This is a genomic window from Pseudoalteromonas sp. JB197 (assembly GCF_002332205.1).
Classification (GTDB): Bacteria; Pseudomonadota; Gammaproteobacteria; order Enterobacterales; family Alteromonadaceae; genus Pseudoalteromonas; species Pseudoalteromonas nigrifaciens.
The window spans coordinates 1-19,312 of the sequence record NZ_NRGZ01000001.1 but is presented as its reverse complement, the minus strand read 5'-3'; the positions used below and the strand labels follow the sequence as shown (position 1 = coordinate 19,312).

General features: G+C 40.8%; 17 protein-coding genes and 1 tRNA gene. 2 read left to right on the top strand and 16 right to left on the bottom strand.

From position 1 onward, the window contains the following. Nucleotides 1-104: 104 nt before the first annotated feature. The 15 genes from CIK86_RS00090 to CIK86_RS00020 all read right to left on the bottom strand — a co-directional run bounded on the left by CIK86_RS00090 (nt 105) and on the right by CIK86_RS00020 (nt 15,633). A complete protein-coding gene (locus CIK86_RS00090; RefSeq protein ID WP_086997604.1) occupies nt 105-2,180 on the bottom strand; it encodes a secretin N-terminal domain-containing protein in 2,076 nt (691 codons plus the stop codon). Nucleotides 2,181-2,211: 31 nt separating this feature from the next. After that, nucleotides 2,212-2,706 (bottom strand): hypothetical protein, encoded by a 495-nt coding sequence (locus CIK86_RS00085; RefSeq protein WP_086997600.1) that lies wholly within the window; start codon nt 2,704-2,706, stop codon nt 2,212-2,214. Next, nucleotides 2,703-3,284, bottom strand: coding sequence for a hypothetical protein (locus CIK86_RS00080; protein WP_086997597.1), 582 nt, complete (start codon nt 3,282-3,284; stop codon nt 2,703-2,705). The genes CIK86_RS00085 and CIK86_RS00080 overlap by 4 nt, the downstream gene beginning before the upstream one ends. Before the next feature lie 2 nt (nt 3,285-3,286). Next, complete coding sequence (locus CIK86_RS00075) at nt 3,287-4,444, bottom strand: hypothetical protein (protein WP_086997594.1); 1,158 nt, start codon at nt 4,442-4,444, stop codon at nt 3,287-3,289. A gap of 8 nt (nt 4,445-4,452) precedes the next feature. Beyond that, a complete protein-coding gene (locus CIK86_RS00070; protein ID WP_086997591.1) occupies nt 4,453-5,313 on the bottom strand; it encodes a type II secretion system protein GspK in 861 nt (286 codons plus the stop codon). Next, nucleotides 5,313-5,993 carry a prepilin-type N-terminal cleavage/methylation domain-containing protein gene (locus CIK86_RS00065; RefSeq protein ID WP_086997588.1) on the bottom strand — a complete coding sequence of 227 codons (681 nt, stop codon included), beginning with the start codon at nt 5,991-5,993 and terminating at the stop codon, nt 5,313-5,315. The genes CIK86_RS00070 and CIK86_RS00065 overlap by 1 nt, the downstream gene beginning before the upstream one ends. After that, nucleotides 5,986-6,417 (bottom strand): prepilin-type N-terminal cleavage/methylation domain-containing protein, encoded by a 432-nt coding sequence (locus tag CIK86_RS00060; protein ID WP_086997585.1) that lies wholly within the window; start codon nt 6,415-6,417, stop codon nt 5,986-5,988. Before CIK86_RS00060 ends, CIK86_RS00065 begins: the two co-directional genes overlap by 8 nt. Continuing rightward, nucleotides 6,407-6,817: a type II secretion system protein gene (locus tag CIK86_RS00055; RefSeq protein ID WP_086997582.1), complete on the bottom strand. Its 411-nt coding sequence runs from the start codon at nt 6,815-6,817 to the stop codon at nt 6,407-6,409. The genes CIK86_RS00060 and CIK86_RS00055 overlap by 11 nt, the downstream gene beginning before the upstream one ends. After that, entirely contained in the window at nt 6,817-8,019 is a 1,203-nt protein-coding gene (locus tag CIK86_RS00050; protein ID WP_086997579.1) for a type II secretion system F family protein, read from the bottom strand. Before CIK86_RS00050 ends, CIK86_RS00055 begins: the two co-directional genes overlap by 1 nt. Next, the gene (locus CIK86_RS00045) at nt 8,019-9,668 is read right to left on the bottom strand and encodes an ATPase, T2SS/T4P/T4SS family (RefSeq protein WP_086997575.1); all 1,650 of its coding nucleotides are present in this window, start codon (nt 9,666-9,668) and stop codon (nt 8,019-8,021) included. Before CIK86_RS00045 ends, CIK86_RS00050 begins: the two co-directional genes overlap by 1 nt. Then, nucleotides 9,668-10,063: a type II secretion system major pseudopilin GspG gene (gene gspG / locus CIK86_RS00040; RefSeq protein ID WP_086997571.1), complete on the bottom strand. Its 396-nt coding sequence runs from the start codon at nt 10,061-10,063 to the stop codon at nt 9,668-9,670. The genes CIK86_RS00045 and gspG overlap by 1 nt, the downstream gene beginning before the upstream one ends. Nucleotides 10,064-10,085: 22 nt before the next feature. Continuing rightward, nucleotides 10,086-11,144, bottom strand: a complete 1,059-nt coding sequence (wecA, locus tag CIK86_RS00035) for a UDP-N-acetylglucosamine--undecaprenyl-phosphate N-acetylglucosaminephosphotransferase (RefSeq protein WP_086997566.1) — start codon at nt 11,142-11,144, stop codon at nt 10,086-10,088. Nucleotides 11,145-11,181: 37 nt separating this feature from the next. After that, complete coding sequence (locus CIK86_RS00030; protein ID WP_086997563.1) at nt 11,182-13,896, bottom strand: SLBB domain-containing protein; 2,715 nt, start codon at nt 13,894-13,896, stop codon at nt 11,182-11,184. Nucleotides 13,897-14,000: 104 nt separating this feature from the next. Further along, complete coding sequence (locus CIK86_RS00025; RefSeq protein WP_086997560.1) at nt 14,001-14,783, bottom strand: DUF481 domain-containing protein; 783 nt, start codon at nt 14,781-14,783, stop codon at nt 14,001-14,003. Between the two features lie 31 nt (nt 14,784-14,814). Beyond that, nucleotides 14,815-15,633 carry a mechanosensitive ion channel domain-containing protein gene (locus CIK86_RS00020; protein ID WP_086997556.1) on the bottom strand — a complete coding sequence of 273 codons (819 nt, stop codon included), beginning with the start codon at nt 15,631-15,633 and terminating at the stop codon, nt 14,815-14,817. A gap of 261 nt (nt 15,634-15,894) precedes the next feature. Between CIK86_RS00020 and CIK86_RS00015 the strand changes: the two genes are divergently transcribed. After that, nucleotides 15,895-15,970 (top strand) — tRNA-His (locus CIK86_RS00015). A gap of 994 nt (nt 15,971-16,964) precedes the next feature. On the opposite strand, the gene CIK86_RS00010 is transcribed toward CIK86_RS00015, so the two are convergent. Further along, nucleotides 16,965-17,852, bottom strand: coding sequence for a cation diffusion facilitator family transporter (locus CIK86_RS00010; protein ID WP_254910742.1), 888 nt, complete (start codon nt 17,850-17,852; stop codon nt 16,965-16,967). Between the two features lie 109 nt (nt 17,853-17,961). Here CIK86_RS00010 and trmL point away from each other — a divergent pair, with 109 nt between their 5' ends. Then, a complete protein-coding gene (trmL, locus tag CIK86_RS00005) occupies nt 17,962-18,426 on the top strand; it encodes a tRNA (uridine(34)/cytosine(34)/5-carboxymethylaminomethyluridine(34)-2'-O)-methyltransferase TrmL (protein ID WP_086996664.1) in 465 nt (154 codons plus the stop codon). Nucleotides 18,427-19,312: the final 886 nt, after the last annotated feature.

Sequence of the window (19,312 nt, the reverse complement as noted above, 5' to 3'; positions counted from 1 at the left end):
ACTAAGCAGCAGCCAAGTAACAACTAAACGCGCTTAAGTCGCACAAACACTTATAAATATTTACAAACACACAGCTAAACACAACCATTTATTAACACGGGTGTTTATCTTTTGTTAGCAGCATCGGTATCGTCAACTAGCTTTAGCTCGCTTAAGCCTTGCTTAAATTGGCTGTATACACTTTCCCATTCAGCGGTAGAGTCTACAATGCGCGGGGTCATTAATACCACTAGCTCGGTTTTATTGGTGTTGTTATCGGTACCATCAAACAGGCGGCCTATTAAAGGTAAGCTTGAAAAAAACGGCACGCGGCGGTCACTCAAGGTGCTGTTTTCGCTAATAAGCCCACCCAGCATAATGGTTTGCCCATTACCGGCTATGACTTCGGTTTTAAGTGAGCGCTCAAAAATAATCGGGTTACCCTCTGCGCCACTACTGCTTGCTTGGTTACTTATAGATTGGGTAATTTGCATTAGCACCACGCCTTGGGCGTTTACCGTAGGGGTTACTTGCAGGTCTATGCCGGTTTCTAGGTACTCTACCGAGGTGCGCGAGCCATTAACGGGGTCGGTTATTATATCGCCCACTATAGGTATACGATTACCCACGGTAATACTGGCCTCAACACCATCGCGTACCGCCAGGCTTGGGCGCGAAAGCACATTAACATAGGTGTTTTTTTGCAATAAATTAAACTCTAAGCTGCCATTGGTGCCGCTTAGTACATAACTTAAGCCTGTGTCGTTGTTCTCTAGGTTAAAGCCGCCTTGGGCACTGGCCCCTTTATTGGTTAAGGCAAATTCAACCCCTTGTTTAAATTCATCGGTTAGGGTGACTTCGGCTATCATCATCTCCAGCACTATTTGCTTGGGCATTATGTCTAGGCGTTTTACCATTGGCAGTAAGTTACGATAGGCATCGCCCGTGGTATAAAATATGAGTGAGTTAGAGCGCGAATCAACCACCATTTTCATGCCATCGGCATTTACCGAAATACTTGGCTGATTATTTTTAGTATTAGTAGCACCACTTTTAACCTGCTGGTTTTGGCTTGCTGCTGAGGTATTACTGCTTAAGCTTTGCTGTGCTCCTCCGCCTAAAAGCATTTGTAGGCTTTCGCCTAAATCCGATGCTCTGGCAAACTCTGGGTTAAATACAAAGTACTGCTGCTGGTTACCATCGGCCGGCTGGTCTAGCTGTTTAGCCCAGTAAGCAACTCGTTTTATAAAACGTTTATCGTTAGTAAAAAACACTAAGGTGTTGGTGCGCTCAATCGGCACTATAGATACAGCTTGTTCGCTTGAGGCATTTATACTTACCGATATGCCCTCTTGTTTCATTAAATCTTGCAGTTGTTTGCTTAGCTCGTCAACTGGTATAAAACTCGACTTATACAACCCAATTGAGCGGTTTCTAAATGCCGGCTGATCTACTAACTGCATAAACTCTAGCGCTTTTATTATATCGCCGCGCTTGCCTTTAAACATTATGGCTTGTTGATCAAACAACGGAGTAGCGTTTACGTTAGTTAACTGCCTAATAGTGTTAGCCAAAGGGGTTTGCATACCCGACTTAAACGGTGCAAGTTGCACTATTTCGTTTGAAGTATTAGGTACATCGTCTGCGCTTGCACCATAACCGTACACTAAATTAGACGACACGCCGTCTTCTGTTTTATGAATATAATAAATACCGTCTTGGTAGCGAATAAGTATATTGCGCTCTTGTAGCATTTGCTCGCTTAGGGTAAATAGTTTACGTTTACTTAGCTGGTCTTGCAGGTTTAGGGTTATTTGATCTTTTGAGCTATTTAGTTGCTCGCCTAAAATGTAATTTACGTTAAGTAGCTCGCCAAATACGTAATGCAGGTAGTCTTTTACCAGTAGGCTGTCGGCGGTTAGCTTTACGGTTTGGGTACTGCTAAATTTACTGGCTAAATCTGTTTGCTCTGTTTGGCTACTTTGGTTGCTGGCAAGTGGTGTAAGGTAGGTAATACCTTGCGCTGGGGCTGCCTTGGCATTAGTTGCTGGGGTTTGTTCAACATTACTACTTGCTACGCTTACTTGCGCGTCTTTTTTTAAATACGATGGCGCAGCATTTAACCCGCCATTAGTGCTTTTACAACCCGCAAGTACGCCACTTGCAAGTAATCCAAAAATAAGTACTTTACTGTGTTTCATAGAGTTTCCGTGCAATTGTGTAGTAGTGCATTTAACCACGTTGGTACATTACCAAAGTAATATGCTGCTGGGCTTTACTAAGCGCAACCTGGGTGTTTGACACTATAGTAAGTGTGTAACCTTGTACGCTTTGCTCGCTTAAGTATTTAACCAAGGTTGTTTGCTGCGTATTTATATTTTTTTGCTCTATAAGCACATAAGGCTCAGCGGCAAATATTACTGCTTTTAACTTTAATTCTAAATCGCCGGCAAATAAGCTAAGTAGCTCGCCTTGTTGCGCGGCTTGCGCGGCGGCGCTTAACCCTTGTTCGGGTTCGGGCGCTGTTGTAGGCTCAATGTACTTACTGTATAACTGCGTTAGTTGCTGCTGCGCTGCGCTTGAAAGCAAAGGCAATGGCTGTGCATTATTAGCATTGTTATTAAAGTTGTTGGTTGTTTGCTGCTCATTGGGTATAAAGCGGCTGGTAAAGTCGCTTATTAGTAGCAATACCACTACAGCAATAGTTGCAAGCATTAGCTTGTTCATTGCGCCTCCTGCGGGGTGCTTTTTTGTGGCAGCATATAAAATGCTAATTCTATGGTGCCATCAACTCGCCCTAACTGCTCGCTGTTTTGCCCTTTAATATTTATATTAAGGGTTTTAAGCTCTGCTTGCGGTGGCGTGCTTTCGAGTAAGGTAATAAAGTTTTTAAAGTTAAGCAAAGTGCCTTTTATATTTAACCGCAGCTGATGGCGCATTAACTGCTCGTTGGCCACTAAAATACTGGGCAACCAACTAGTGTTATTTATTTGCAGTTGATTACTGGCTAAGCTTTGCTCTATTTGCTGCTGCATGGCTAGTTTAAATTCGGCGTCGTTTTTATAGTCAATAAATAAGCTGTTAATAGCATTAAGCTGCGCGGTTATACGCTGCTGACTTTGGCTTATTTGGCCTTGGTTGGTTATTACACTTTGCGATTTACTGGCACGTTTTTGCAAGTTAGTTATATTACTTAACTGCTCGTTTTGCCAATCGAATAGCGGTAGCAACAAAAGCTTTAATAGCAGCAGGGTTGCTAACAGGCCAAGCGCCAGCTTGTGTTTAGCTTGTGTTAAATTAAACATAGTTACTGGGCCTCGCTAGTTAAGTTAGCTGGGCTGGGCATGGTTTTGTCTTGTGTGGTATTTAGGGTAAAGCTTATTACAAAGCTCTCGCCACGGCGCTCTTTGCGCGAGGGGTAGTCAAATTTGGCATTATGTACCCGTGGGTTATTTAAAATAATTTGCAGCGCGTCGGTGGCTTTATCGGCGGTGCCGCGTAGCACGTAGCGGTTATCTTCTAGGCGTATATTGCTTAGCTCTGCGCTATTAAACAACTCATACAAGGTAAAAAATAATGGGCTGGCTATTTGTTGGTTTTGCGTAAAGCTTTGCAAGCTTTGTAGTTTAGCCGCCGATTGCTGGTATTGCTCTAGGGTGGTTAGTGCTTGGTTAACGGCTGTTTTATTTTGTGCTAACGCACTTTGTAAGTTGTGTGTTTTATAAATTAAGTAACCACTGGTTAGCGCTGCATAAGCTATGCAAATTACCGACAATATTAGCGCTGTTTTTTTAAGTTGCGTTTTACTAACTAAGCCTTGTGGCAAAGTAAAAAATGCACTTAGCTGCTGTTTAGGTTGCAATTGCAAGCCCTTTATAAGCGTTTGCGCATAATGAGCAGGCTCTGTAATATTTATTACTTGGTTGCATGGCACACCAAACATGGCGGCAAAACGCTCTGGGCTATTAATTAATGGCGTGGTTAATGCCGAGCACACACTTTGTTGGTGCTGGGTAATAAACATGGCAGTGTAAGCTGTACTATTAACAACTTGCTCTGGCGCTAATGTGTGGCCAACTAATAAGCTTTCGGGCAGCTTAAACCACGCTTGCGGTAGCGTGTTAGTAAATTGCCAATGGGTTACTTTACTTTGCTCTTGCCCAAGGGCATTTATTACATAAGCACTGCTGGTATTTGGCGCATTATTAGCTGTTTGACTATTAATTTTTATTAATTTTATTAGCTCTTTTTTATTGCCTATTGGGTAGCTTTGGCTTTGCTCGGTATAATGCTTACGAGCAATAATTTGTATTAATTTAGTGCCTTTAGTAGCGTTACTACTAGCGGGTGCTAAAGTAAACTGCTGTTGGCTATTTAATACCAAGCTGTAGGGCTTATCGCTGTAATAAACCACATTGTTGCACAGCCACTTTTTTATCCATAATGTTAGTTTACGTTTAATCATTAAATGCTCTACTGCGCCTTTACTGCAACTATATTAACCACCGGTTTGCCCGTTGGCTGTAAATGATAATAAATTACTTTTTTTACAATTGCCTCGCCCACTTGTGCTTGCAAGGTTACTTTGTATAGGTTTGACGGATATAAAATAATATCTTCGCTTTCTTCAAACCCTGTTACTTGTGCAAATTCTCGTACCGTTAACTGTTTTGTATTGCGCAGCATAATAACATGCTTAGCCACATCACTAGTTAATAATGCATTAAGTAATGAGTTGGGGGCTGTCATGGGGTTAAACCCCCCTTTTTTATATTGCGTTGTATTTGCTTGCAACGCCTGCAACTGCGGCTGTTTTAAGCCTAAATGCTTAAGTTCGCTAACATCGTGTATTGCAGCATGGCGCGCGGTTACTGTGCTGGGTATATAGTCTGATTGCGCATCTAGGCTTTGCCAGTCTATTATTTGCCTTGCAGTTAGCTGCGCATCATAATCATTTAAGCCACTGTAGGTCAATAGTTGTATTAGCCACTGCATATTAGGGTAATGCAAATTAAGTAAGCCGCGTAAATCTTGTAATGCTAGGGTTACTTGCTCATTGTAGTTAAATGGGGCACCGTGAAAGTTCCAGCTATTTACTAATGGGTTGCTAGTAGAGCTGCTAAACTCTGCCTCTCTTTGCTCGGTAAGTAAGGCGTAAAGTACATTGGCCTCGGCGCTGTGCAGCTCAACATAGGCTTGTGCTTTGTCGACCATTTGCGTTGCCCCATGCACTTGCTGGCGAGCCGATTGGGTAAAATACAAAGCCAGTATTGATAACACCGCCACTATTAATAACACTTGCACTAATGCTATACCCGCTATGCCGCGCTGCATTAAAGGTCACCTGTTTGTATATAATTACCAAACCAGGTGTTTGACTCTTGATCTAATTGGTTATAAAACACAAGTGACTGCTGATTTTTAATTAAAGTGACTTTTATTTTTTGCGGAGTAAGCTGCTGATCGATCCCTGAGTAGCTTGCTTGCCATTGCGGCTCTATTTCTGGTACTTGGCTTGCCATTTCATCTAGGCTTTGCCAGCCAAAGTAGCTTATGTTCACTTCGTCTAGATTAGTTAATAATGTTTTTTGTTGGGTAAATTCTATGTTTTGTTCGGTATTAATAAGCAGTAATTCGCTACCCGATATAGCTTGATACACTAAATCGTACTTGCCTTGCGGGTTTTGCACCGCGGTTAGCCTAAATATTTCGGGGTTTTGTGTATCTAGTAAACCAACTTTGCTAATAGCTAACAAGCTGTTATTGCCGCCTACAAAAAACATTTCGGGGCGGCCTTTGTTGTTTTTTATTAGGTAGGGCTCTATACCATTTAGGGTGTTTTGTAATAAATAAACGGCTTTAGTTTGTGCGGCGTTTTGCTCAAAACTGCCTAGCTCTTTGTTCCAACGCGATGCTAATTGCATATATACATAGTTACCGGTAAACATAAGTAACGACAGCAAGGTAACCGATATAAGCAGCTCTATTAAAGTAAAACCTTGCTGTTTACGCATCGTGCCAGCTCACTTCGTTAAAGGTGTAGGTTTTTATAATGCCACGGCTGTTTATGGTTAAATTAACTTGCCACAATTTAAACTGCGTTTTTACTGCGGCATCTTCACCAAATTCAAGCACCATTAAAGCATCGGTTACTGTTTTAGTTTGCTGCACATTTGCTTGCCATGTATAAGTGCTTTGCCATGCACTGCCTTGGCCATTTAATTGGTTTTGCTGGGCGTTTGTACTTTGCACTTGTTGTTTAACTTGGCTTAATAATGCCGGTACATTTGCTACTATATTAATGTGGTTACTGGCTTTTTCGCTGGCTATAAATGCGCCACGGTAAATTAGCGACACTGCCCCCATAGCGGTAAATAAAATAATAGTAGCCACTAATAACTCTATTAATGTGAAACCGGCTGTTGCTTTATTTTTCATTTGCTGGCTCTAATAAAATAGACAAGGGTTCACCTCTAAAGTGGCCGCTAATTTTTTGTGGGGTAACAAAACCATTGGCATTAAAATTAACCCACTGCTGAGTAAACGTTAGCGACTCTAGTGTTTTAGTTTTTATTAGTTGTTTATTAGGCTCGCGGTACAAGTTTAAAGTATTGCCGTTTAGCTCTAATGTAAATTGTTGCTGCTCAACAAACGCCTGAAAACCTATGTTTTTTATCCATTTTGTGGTGCTTAACAGCTCGGTTTTAGCTTGTGTTTTATCTACTGCGTTTATAGATATAGGCGCAACCACTGCAAGTAATAAGCTAACAATGCTTAGCACCATTATTAGCTCAATTAAGGTAAACCCGTTATTAAGCTGGGTATTACTTAAACGCATTAAAAACCTACGTCGTTTAACGATATCATGCTCATTAGCATTACTACCACAATTCCACCGACAAAACCGCCCATAAATAAAATCATCAATGGTTCTATTAACGAGGTCATGTTATCGGTCCAGGTTTCAAAATCTTGTCGCGAACGATTGGCTATTTCGTCAAATACAATGTCGAGATTGCCCGACTCTTCACCCACTTCTAATAACGAAATATAAAAAGGCGGATATAACGATGTTTGCTGTAAAGTGGGGGTAAGTTGGCTGCCACGCTTTACTTTTTTACGTGCTATGTTCATTTCGTGATTTAACACGTGGTTTTTAATATTACCTGCCGACAGCTCAAGCGCTCTATCTATAGGTACACCCGCTTTAAGCATTAAACTTAAGCCACTGTTAAAGCGTATACGCTCTACGGTTATAGTGGCGTTAGCAATAACAGGTAGCTTTAGTGCGGTTTTATGCCACCACTTTACATATGCTGGCTTTTTAGACGCCCATATTACACCCGGAACAATAGCCATTACACCTAAGGCTAATAACCCTTGGTATTGGTTCATCCATGCGCTAATAGCGAGCATTAATTCGGTGTACCACGGCATGGTATCTAACTGGCCAAACATGTCGGCCATTTTAGGAATTATAAAGTTAAATATAAAAAATATACTTAATATACATACAAATAAAATAACGCACGGATAGGTGAGCGAGCCTATTATTTTACGTTGTAGTTCGCGTTTAAATTTTAGATCTTTGGCAAGCCCGGCAAATATCTCACTTAAGTTACCTGAGGCTTCACCCAGTTCAATTAAGTTACAGTATAGGTTGTCGAACACATCGGGGTGCGCTCGGCATGCTTGCGATAAATTGCTGCCTTTTTTTATTGTGTTGCTTATATCGCCCAACATTTTTGCCAGCGCAGGTTTTGCTTTTGTGCGCCTTATAATGTCGAGGCCGCGGTCGATTCTTACACCTGTTGCAAGCAATAAACTGAGTTCGGCGGTTAAAAATTCGAGATCGGCTAACGATATTTTACTACCGAGTGAAAGCCCAAACGAAAGTTGTTTTTTTTCGGCTGTTACTTCAAAGGGCAATAACTTTTGTGCTTTTAACTTAGTTATTGCATCTTGCTGATCTATAGCATCTATTTGCCCATGCGACTTAGCGCCTGAGCTGTCGTATGCTTTGTAATTAAACAGTGCCATTAGCCAGCAACCCTAATCACTTCTGCTATGGTGGTTTGCCCTAATATTGCTTTATAAAAGCCATCTTCTAGTAGCGTACGCCTGTTTAGGCTTTGGTTATGCTGCTTTGCTTTAGGTATAAAGTCGGCATTTTTTGGCATGGCTTTTATTTCGCTATCGCAGCGTAAATACTCGGTTACTGCCATGCGGCCTTTATAACCTGTTTGGCTACAGTGCTCACAGCCTTTGCCACGTTTTAACTCTATTTGGGGTAGGTTAAAGCGCTGTGCAAAGTTATTTAGATCGTATTTTTCTATTAGCTGCTGGGCGTTTGGCTCGGGCTCTGCGCAATGGGCGCATATTTTACGTGCCAAACGCTGCGCGACTATGGATACCAGAGCGGCATTTAATAAAAATTCTTCAACGCCTAAGTCGAGTAAGCGCGTATACGCACTTGCAGCATCGTTGGTATGCACTGTACTAAAAACTAAGTGCCCCGTAAGCGCCGACTGCAAGGCTATTTGAGCTGTTTCTTTGTCGCGTATTTCACCTAGCATTATTATGTCGGGGTCTTGTCGTACTACTGATCGTAAACCTGCAGAAAAGTCAAAACCTATATCGCTATTAACTTGTACTTGGTTAATACCCGCAAGTTGATATTCGACTGGGTCCTCTAGGGTAATAATTTTTACATCGTCGTTATTTAACGCATTTAAAAATGTATACAAGGTAGTGGTTTTGCCCGACCCTGTAGGCCCGGTTAGTAATACCACTCCTGACGTGGTTTTTATGTCTTCTAAAATCAATTGATTTATGTCTGGCGATAAACCTAATACTGACATGTCGTAACGCACGTTTTCTTTGCGTAAAAAACGCATTACTACCGATTCGCCGTCGTTTAATGGCAATGCCGATACGCGAATATCGATTTCTTGATTGGCAATTTTCATTTCTATTTTGCCATCTTGTGGGCGACGTTTTTCGGCTATGTCCATTCCCGATAATATTTTTAATCGGGTTATTATAGGCAGCTGTTTACGTGCCGATATGGTTTCGGCTTCGTGCAGTACGCCGTCAACCCGAAAACGTGCTCGGTAACGCCCTTGGTAAGGCTCTAGGTGCATGTCGGAAGCACCTTGACGCAGTGCTCGGCTAATAAGCGAGTTAAGTAAGTTTACCGTTGGTGCTTCGGTGGCAAGCTCTTTTAGGCGCTCTTCTTCGTCGAGCGGGTTGTCGTCAAATACATCTGCTGTTGGCTCTTCGTATTTGGCAATTAACAGCTGTATGTCGACTTCGTTTGCTATAAATAATGAATACGCTTGATTATTTTTTATTAGCCATTCGTTCATTACCTGATTGAGTGGGTCTTTACATGCAAACTCAATACGCTTGGTATTACTGCTAATAGGTAACCAACTCTGGGCTATAAAAATGTCGAGTGTGGGTTTATCTATTGTTAGCGGGCTAAAGTTTGCGTATTGCTCATTAGTAAACAGAGGAATGCTTAAGTATTCACTTAATAATAGGCTTACCTGATCCTCAGGCAAGCTCCCCATATTAACTAGTATTTGTTCGATTCGGCCACTGTATTTTGCTTGATAGCTTATAGCACGCTCAAGGTCGTGCGGATCGATACTAAATTTATTTAGCAGTAAGTTATGTAGTTGCATTATTGGTGAACGATATCTGCATTGTTGTCTGTACCGCCTTCTTTGCCATCACTACCATATGATTTTAAAGTATACGGATTACCATCTGTACCTGGGGTTGTATATACATACGGGTTACCCCAAGGGTCTACAGGTACACTTTTTGGTAAATAAGGGCCATCCCAACGAGGTTCATCACTTTGGCGTAGTTGCGATAAATCTGTAGGGTATTTACCTAAATCGAGGCGATATGTGTCTATTGCAGTTTCAAATGATGACATTTGTGCTGCTGCTATTTTACGCTCAGATGAACTTAATTTAGAAAAAAACTTAGGTGCTACTAATGACATAAGTAAACCTAAAATAACAATAACGACTAGTAATTCCATCATTGTAAAACCATTATTTTTTTTCATAACTCTCTCTTAATATATAAAACTATTTATGTTTTTTTCTTCTTAAAAACCGTGCGACTTTCCAGCAATGCTGTAATGCTAATACATAAAATACAAATACAATAATAAATAAAGCAAGCATAAACCATTCAGGTACTTGTAGTACTTCACCTAGTATACCTATGGTGCTCATAACGATTGCAAATAGCAATATTGCACTCAATGATCTGCGAGGACTAAAACCAACACGCATAAAAATATGGTGAAGGTGGTCTCTATCTGCTTTAAAAGGAGACAAGCCTTTGCGTGCCCTACGAAAAATAATCGCCATCATGTCCATAAGTGGCACAGCTATTATCCAAAGTGCGGTTACGGGCCTAAATGCTGGCTCGCTGGCTTGTGTACTTACCATTAAAAACCATATTACACTTAAACCAATAAACATGGAGCCTGCGTCGCCCATGAATATTTTTTTATTTTTATGGCCTTTTATGCCTAAATTAAATGCTAAGTAAGGAGCCACTGTTGCTACTATAATTAAAGGTAAATACATAAACGCGTAGTTACCACTTAACACCATTAAAATAAAAACTGACAATAAGGTTAATATACTTAACGACCCCGCTAGGCCATCTATACCATCGATCATATTAAAGGCGTTAATACAGGCAATAACACTGACAATTGTAAAAATAATACCAAACCAATTTAAGTCTACATCGCCAAGATAAAAAAGATTGCCTAGATTGTGAATATATACGTCACTGCCCCAAATCATTACCAGTGCAACTATAACCTGTATACATAATCTTATTTTTACGCCTAACTGACGATAGTCATCCACAACGCCTAAAATAACAATAGCTCCGGCACAAAATAGGTAGCTCATTACTTGAGACGTTAACGGATAAAACGCTATGACTGATATAAATACTGCGACAAATATTGATAATCCACCTATTAAAGGTATTGCACCGTCGTGTTGCTTTCGCTTACAAGGTGTATCAACTAAGCCAAATTTTACTGCTAATGGCGTAAACGCAAAAATAACGGCATAAGAAAACCCAAATGCAAATAGCAGTATAATAAGTTCAAATATCATAGCGCAGACCTAATGTCTTTAAAAATAAGTTTCATGTTTACAGTGAACTAATAGCCGCTAGCGCAACACCCATTTGGTACACAATCTGCGTAGCAGTGCTCCATAATGTTAGGTTGTCTACATGTTCTGTGTTAAGCGGTATTACAATAGTGTCACCCGGTGCTAACTGCTCTTTTTTACTTGCTGAAAACCAAGAACCTTGATTTGGTATTTCAACTAAACCACTGGCTTTTATAATATATATTCGATCTTCGTCGGCACGCTGCTTATAACCACCACTGCGAGCTATATATTCATCAAATGACAGCTCTGGGTTATAAATATGCGAAGTAGCAAAGTTAACTTCTCCAACTACACTGATACTATTACTTTTTGTAGGTACATAAAGTATGTCGTTATTTTGTAGCGGTAAATGTTGCGTGCCTTGCTCTATTGCCGGTAAGTTTATAACTAATCTACCTACCGCTTTAACTTTTGCAAGGTCGTTAATTAAACTATTCATATCTGCATAGCTTAGTGATGAGTCGGTAATTGAGCTATTAAAACTTTTTGACGCTATATCTCTTCGTAAATCTTCAGATAGTTTATTAAGCTGCTGTTGCTCCTGAAAACGAATTGATTCTCGTGTAAAAACAGCACCTTCTGGGTAAGAAAACTCAGTAAAGCCACCTGCTCTTTCTAGTACACTCGATAAGCTTTCGCCTTTACGTATACTGTATACACCAGGAAAACGCACTTCGCCTACTATTTCTATTTGCAGATCCTTTTGCCAATTTGGAATTGGATAAATACTGATAGAGTCTTTACTCTGTATTTTAAATTCATCTGCTGAATCACTTGATAGCGCTTTATTTAGATCGACTACAACATGGTTCAATGCCGCCCCTTCGGTACGACTATAACGCGTTATTTCGGCCTTTTCTAAGTACGTTGACTCTTTTAGTCCACCGGCTGCCGCAATAGCTTCTTTTACTGTGGCGTTTTCTGGTAGCGGGTATACACCGCTAAAACGCACTTCGCCTCGTATACCAAACATTTTTACTTGATTTACATAGTTAGCTTGTTGGTTTAGCTTTGCAATTATTGGCTTTAATAATTTTTCTCGACTAAATAAAGAGTAATCACTTTCTTTTAGCTCTTTTTTTTGATTATTTAGGTAGTCGGTTATATTGGTTATTTTTTTACTTTCTTCTTCGGCTAATTGCTCTGCAAGTTCTTTTTCTAGTGCGCCACCTAAGTCGATAAACTCGTAAAATAGTTTTTCTTCATATTTATCCCACAGTTTAATACGATCTTGTAGCTCTATTTGCTCTTTTGTAAGTGCTAACGACTTTAGTGCTTCTTCTTCTTCTTCTTTTGTTTGAAAACGGCTAAATATAACAACTTTATCGCGTGGTTGAAGTTCTATATCACTATTCGCCTTTTTATTAAACGCGTTAATTGGAGAAAATTGATATACTTCAATATTGGCTTTTTCGTTTATTTCTCGTACGACAAGTCCGTAGTCGTAATCGGCTATTGGCAGTAAGTCACTTTTTAATGAGCCGAAAAGCTGACTAACTTTATCGCCTGGAGCCCATGAGTAATTACCCGGGTAACTTACTGCCCCTAACAAGGTTATTGCATCATCTAGTTGCTCACTTGATTTTGGGATATTAATTTTATCACCATTTTTAGGGCTATATTTTGCGGCTTTAGTAAGATCTAGCTGTAAAATGGTTTTTGAGCTATTACCTGTAAAACGCTCTATCAGTGTTTTTTGTGGATAAGCTGCGGCCTTAAAGCCACCTGCCATAGTAATCAATTCTTCAATTGACTCTGAGCCTTTTAATTCAAATATAGCTGGACGACGTACCTCTCCATCAATAGTAACTTGTTTACCTACCGCTGGAATAAAAACTACGTCACCGGGCTTAAGTATCACGTCGTCTGAGCTGTCGCCTTTAATTAACAGGTCGTATAAATCGAGTGTTTGAACTACTTTTCCTGAACGTTTAAGCTGTATTTTACGCAATGAGGCTATTTCAGATAATCCACCACTAACAAATAATGCATGGCTTATAGAGGAAAGAGAAGGAATTGTGTAAGCACCTGGTTTATAAGCTTCACCTAGTATCATTACTCTAATTGAGCGAGTTTCACCCATAGAAACAAATGCTTTTACGCCAATCATTTCTTGCTCAACTTTATGTTTAATTAACTCAACAACTTCACTATATTGCATACCGGCAACATTAACTGGCTGTAGCTTATCGATTGCTAATCTACCTTCGCGATCAACTGTTACTTCGCCATTGTAAGACTCTTTCCCATATAGGTTGATAGAAAATGTGTCGCCAGACCCTACTATGTAAGTATTTGGTACTAATGCACTTTCTGAAGGGGCAAACGTTGTTGGTTCACCTGAAAATAACTCGTAACCAAATGGTTTTAATTCTATTTCTTTTGGTTTGAATTTTTCTTCATCTGTTAGCTCTTCTTTTTCATCACTTTCTAGGTCTCTAGGCAGTATAGAAGAGGGTAGAATTTCATTATTTTTTTCAGATTTATTACCACTGCTACCTAAAAGTCCTAAAGATTCTAAATCTATACCATACTTTTCAGCTAAGGCTTTTTGTTGAGCTTCTGGCAACTTTTTAAATTGCTCCATTTGCTGCGCTGTTGGTGTTACATTTTTACTGCCAGTTTGAGCAATTGATGCCGTAGCTACAGCAATAAAAAGTAATGCTGTAATAAATTTAATAAACTTCACAAAGTTCCCTTCCAGTAAAATAAAGATAGCCGCGGCATACTACATCATTTTTTAGTTAAAAAAAATGGGTAAGCATGCTTACCCATAATATAATATGAATGCTATTAAAAACTGTAAACAAGTGTTAATGAAGTCTCTGTATCTGTGCTTTCTTTGTCATCGGCAACATCTGAGTTGTTGATGATGTTATAAGCAACCTTCATTTGTAATGAACCATTAATTTTAGCAAGTAGTGCGGTTTCTGAGCGTGTTTTGGTGTTAGTGTCGCCGTATTCTACGGTTACTAATTGCGTAAAACGTGCGCTATCAGAAATTTTCCAGTTGTAATCAAGCTTACCTAAAGCAATAATTTCGCCTTCGTACTCACCCGCTAGTGATTTACCGTTTTCGTCAACTTCACTGCTTACATCAGGGTATTTAAAGTACTTATAACCCGGGCCTATTTCAGCATTTAACCACATAGTGTCTTCGTTGATTAAACGCAAGCCGTAACCTGCAGATACTACCGACTCACTTCTATAAGCTCCAAAATAGTCTGAAACGTGTGAACCATAAATGAATAGGTGTGAGTGTTTTTCATTTAATTTGTAATTGCCTTGAGCAGAAATAGCATACTTTTCGTTGGTACGTTGTTTGTTTTTAGTACCATCGTCGTTTTCTACTTCGTCTTCTTTGTAAATACCGTCGAGTTTGTACTCATTATTCCAACGCTCTAGATGATGCAATACCTTAATGCCACCTTTAAGCGTGGTGGTTTCGGTGTTACCGCTGGTAATAATAGCGCCTAGCTCACTGGTAACTTCCCAGGTTTTTTGCTCAGCGTCGTCTGCAAATGCGTTAGTTGCTGCTGTTGCTGCAACTAAAATTGATAAAAGCTTTAGTTTCATTTAAAAATAACCTTTGTATAGCGTAAGTGAATTAATCTTGTTTGCGTAAATGTACATCCATTTGAGGTGCTGGAATATTGATCCCTTGCTCATCAAATATAACTTTAATTTCTTCGAGTAAACTCCAGTACGTAGGCCAATAATCGGCTGACTCAACCCATGGGCGAACTATAAAGTTTACGCTTGATTCAGCCAGTTCAGATACTGATACGTTATAAGCTGGATCTTTTAAAATACGTGGCTCGTTATCAAGTATTGATTTAAGCACTTTTTTAGCTTTGCGTAAGTCGGCGTCGTAATCTACACGAATTACTAAATCTATACGGCGTGTTGACTCGCGTGAGTAGTTAACGATTGCATCAGACATGATTTTTGAATTTGGCATTATGATAACTTTGTTATCTGGGGTGCGCAGCTCCGTTGAAAATATTTCTATTTTTTTAATGGTGCCGGCTTTATTACCTGCCTCTACGTAGTCGCCCGATTTAAAAGGGCGCAGTAAAATAATTAGCACGCCCGATGCAAAGTTAGAAAGCGAGCCTTGTAGTGCTAAACCTACGGCTAAACCCGCAGCACCTAAAATAGCGATAAATGAGGTTGTTTCGATACCTATTTGCGACAGCGCCATTAAAATAGTCGCCATAAATACTATGGCAAATACAATACTAGAAACAAATGAGCCTACTGCTTTGTCTACTTTCTTTTTGTCGAATGCTTTTTCGGTTAAGTTTGCACAAAACTTTGCAATGCGGCCACCCAATAAAAAGATCACCAGCGCTATTACCGCTTGCATACCATAATGTAAAATTAGGCCTGAGTTTTCGTTAAGCCAATTGAGTACCGATTCCATTTTTTATCCCTAAAGGTAGTTCATCTGATTTTATCGGTAAATTATATATTATTTACATTTTAGATTCATTAGATAATGGGTTTGCATAAATAAGTTTTAACCCAGTTACTTATTAAGTAAATAGTTAAGCTGGCTGCTTTTCGTGCAAAATACACACTAAACACACTGTTTTACTCTTTTTTAAGTTTTTTTCACTTTTTTGCTTCACAACTTTTAATACTTTATGTATTATGCGCCTCACACCAACCAAGGTGTGTTGTGGCGGTTGTAGCTCAGTTGGTAGAGCCCCGGATTGTGATTCCGGTTGTCGCGGGTTCAAGCCCCGTCAATCGCCCCAATTTTTATTCCTTTCTAAGTTTAAAAACCTCTTACGTTTCAGTAAATTAAATCAATAAATATTAAATAAAAATAAAAGCCACTGATCTTATCGCTATAAATTTAAATACCGAGCTTAGCGTTATCTTTATTTGTAGGCGGGAGTTTACCTCACGCAATGTTTTTTAATGTTAACCAGCGCGGCATAAAGCCCCGCCTACAATAAACACCCAACCCCGTGGGCGGGAGTTTACCTCACGCAATGTTTTTTAATATTAACCAGCGCGGCATAAAGCCCCGCCTACAATAAACACCCAACCCCGTGGGCGGGAGTTTACCTCACGCAATGTTTTTTAATATTAACCAGCGCGGCATAAAGCCCCGCCTACAATAAACACCCAACCCCGTGGGCGGGAGTTTACCTCACGCAATGTTTTTTAATATTAACCAGCGCGGCATAAAGCCCCGCCTACAATAAACACCCAACCCCGTGGGCGGGAGTTTACCTCACGCAATGTTTTTTAATATTAACCAGCGCGGCATAAAGCCCCGCCTACAATAAACACCCAACCCCGTGGGCGGGAGTTTACCTCACGCAATGTTTTTTAATATTAACCAGCGCGGCATAAAGCCCCGCCTACAATAAACACCCAACCCCGTGGGCGGGAGTTTACCTCACGCAATGTTTTTTAATATTAACCAGCGCGGCATAAAGCCCCGCCTACAATAAACACCCAACCCCGTGGGCGGGAGTTTACCTCACGCAATGTTTTTTAATATTAACCAGCGCGGCATAAAGCCCCGCCTACAATAAACACCCAACCCCGTGGGCGGGAGTTTACCTCACGCAATGTTTTTTAATATTAACCAGCGCGGCATAAAGCCCCGCCTACAATAAACACCCAAACCCGTGGGCGGGAGTTTACCTCGCGCAATGTTCTTTAATGTTAACCAGCGCGGCATAAAGCCCCGCCTACTGGTTAAACACCGCGTTTGGTTTAATTCTTCCTAACCCCTTACCCACTTGCTATTACTGAAAGTGGATCGAGGTGAATTAATATATCAACTTCTGATTCAAATTCTTTAGTGATCATTGCCTCTACTTCGTCGGCTACGTTGTGCGCGCGAATTAAGCTTAGGTGATCGTCAAGCTCTAAATGCAGTTGAATAAACTTAATTTTTCCACCTTGACGGGTACGAACGCCGTGTACACCACGTACTTCTATATGACTTTTCGATACATCTAAAATGCGTTGTTTTTCTTCATCTGGCAGTTCTTTGTCCATTAAATGATCTGCGCTATCTCGGGCTATATCCCAGCTGTTATAAAGTAGGTAACCGGCAACGCCAACTGCGAAAATAGGGTCGGCGTACAACACACCATAATACGAGAGTAAAATAGCCAGTAACACTGCAGCATTTAAAATCAAGTCACCTTTGTAATGCACTGAGTCGGCTTTTATTGCGATAGATTCGGTATGTTTAACTACTTTATTTTGTACAAATACAATCACTAACGTACAGGCAATAGCAAAAATACTTACCCATACACCTAACAATGAATGAGTGAGTTCTAAAGGATTAAACAAGCGCTCTATGCTATGAAAAGCTAATAAACAGCCAGAACCGGCAATAAATGCGGCTTGCCCCAGCCCAGCAAGCGCTTCGGCTTTACCGTGCCCAAAGCGGTGGTCGTCATCGGCGGGGCGCAGTGCATAACCTAATACTAAAAAACTCATAGCTGTGGCGGTAATATCCATGAGTGAATCGGTTAATGAGCCCAGCATTGACGCTGAACCCGATGCAAGCCATGCCCAGGTTTTAGCTGCAATCATTAAGCTCACCATGACCATAGTGACTAAACTAGAGGTTTTTACCCAAAATTCGTAACTGCGATTATGCACGTATTTATCCGTTAATATGTGTATTGAATAAAGTGAGTATATCAGTTTTTTACACGCTTTCGTGTATACTGCAAATCGTTAAATTACTGACTATTTTATAAGGCTCGTTATGCTGGATATTGTTTTATACCAACCTGAAATCCCACCGAATACGGGTAATATTATTCGCTTATGTGCAAATACGGGCTATTCGCTACATTTAATTGAGCCACTTGGCTTTGCGTGGGATGACAAACGAATAAAACGTGCTGGCCTTGATTACCATGAATTTAGCCATGTACAGCGCCATGCTTCGTTTGATGCTTACTTAGAGGCATGTAAACCTAAAAAAATATACGCTTGCACCACTAAAGGTAGCCAATTTCATCATCAGGCACAATACGAAGCCGGCGACTGTTTAGTATTTGGCCCTGAAACACGTGGCCTGCCAGATGAAATGATCCAAGCATTGCCTTTTGAGCAGCGCGTACGCATTCCAATGCAAACCAATAGCCGCAGTATGAATTTATCGAACGCAGTTGCAGTATTTGTGTATGAATCGTGGCGTCAGTTAGGGTTTCCAGGCGCGAAGTAAAGAGTTTTAGGCGTAAGGTTTTAGGCTTTAGGTAAGTAACAAACACAGCCAAAAGCCTAACCTGGAGGAGGGAGTTTACCTCGCGCAATGTTCTTTAATGTTAACCAGCGCGGCATAAAGCCCCGTCTACAACAAACATCCTTATTTGTAGGCGGGAGTTTACCTCGCGCAATGTTTTTTAAACCTTAAACCAGCGCGGCATAAAGCCCCGCCTACAACAAACACCTAACCCGTGGGCGGGAGTTTACCTCGCGCAATGTTTTTTAATGTTAACCAGCGCGGCGTAAAGCCCCGCCTACAATAAACACCTAACCCGTGGGCGGGAGTTTACCTCGCGCAATGTTCTTTAATGTTAACCAGCGCGGCATAAAGCCCCGTCTACAACAAACATCCTTATTTGTAGGCGGGAGTTTACCTCGCGCAATGTTTTTTAAACCTTAAACCAGCGCGGCATAAAGCCCCGCCTACAACAAACACCTAACCCGTGGGCGGGAGTTTACCTCGCGCAATGTTTTTTAATGTTAACCAGCGCGGCGTAAAGCCCCGCCTACAATAAACACCTAACCCGTGGGCGGGAGTTTACCTCGCGCAATGTTCTTTAATGTTAACCAGCGCGGCATAAAGCCCCGTCTACAACAAACATCCTTATTTGTAGGCGGGAGTTTACCTCGCGCAATGTTTTTTAAACCTTAAACCAGCGCGGCATAAAGCCCCGCCTACAACAAACACCTAACCCGTGGGCGGGAGTTTACCTCGCGCAATGTTTTTTAATGTTAACCAGCGCGGCGTAAAGCCCCGCCTACAATAAACACCTAACCCGTGGGCGGGAGTTTACCTCGCGCAATGTTCTTTAATGTTAACCAGCGCGGCATAAAGCCCCGCCTAC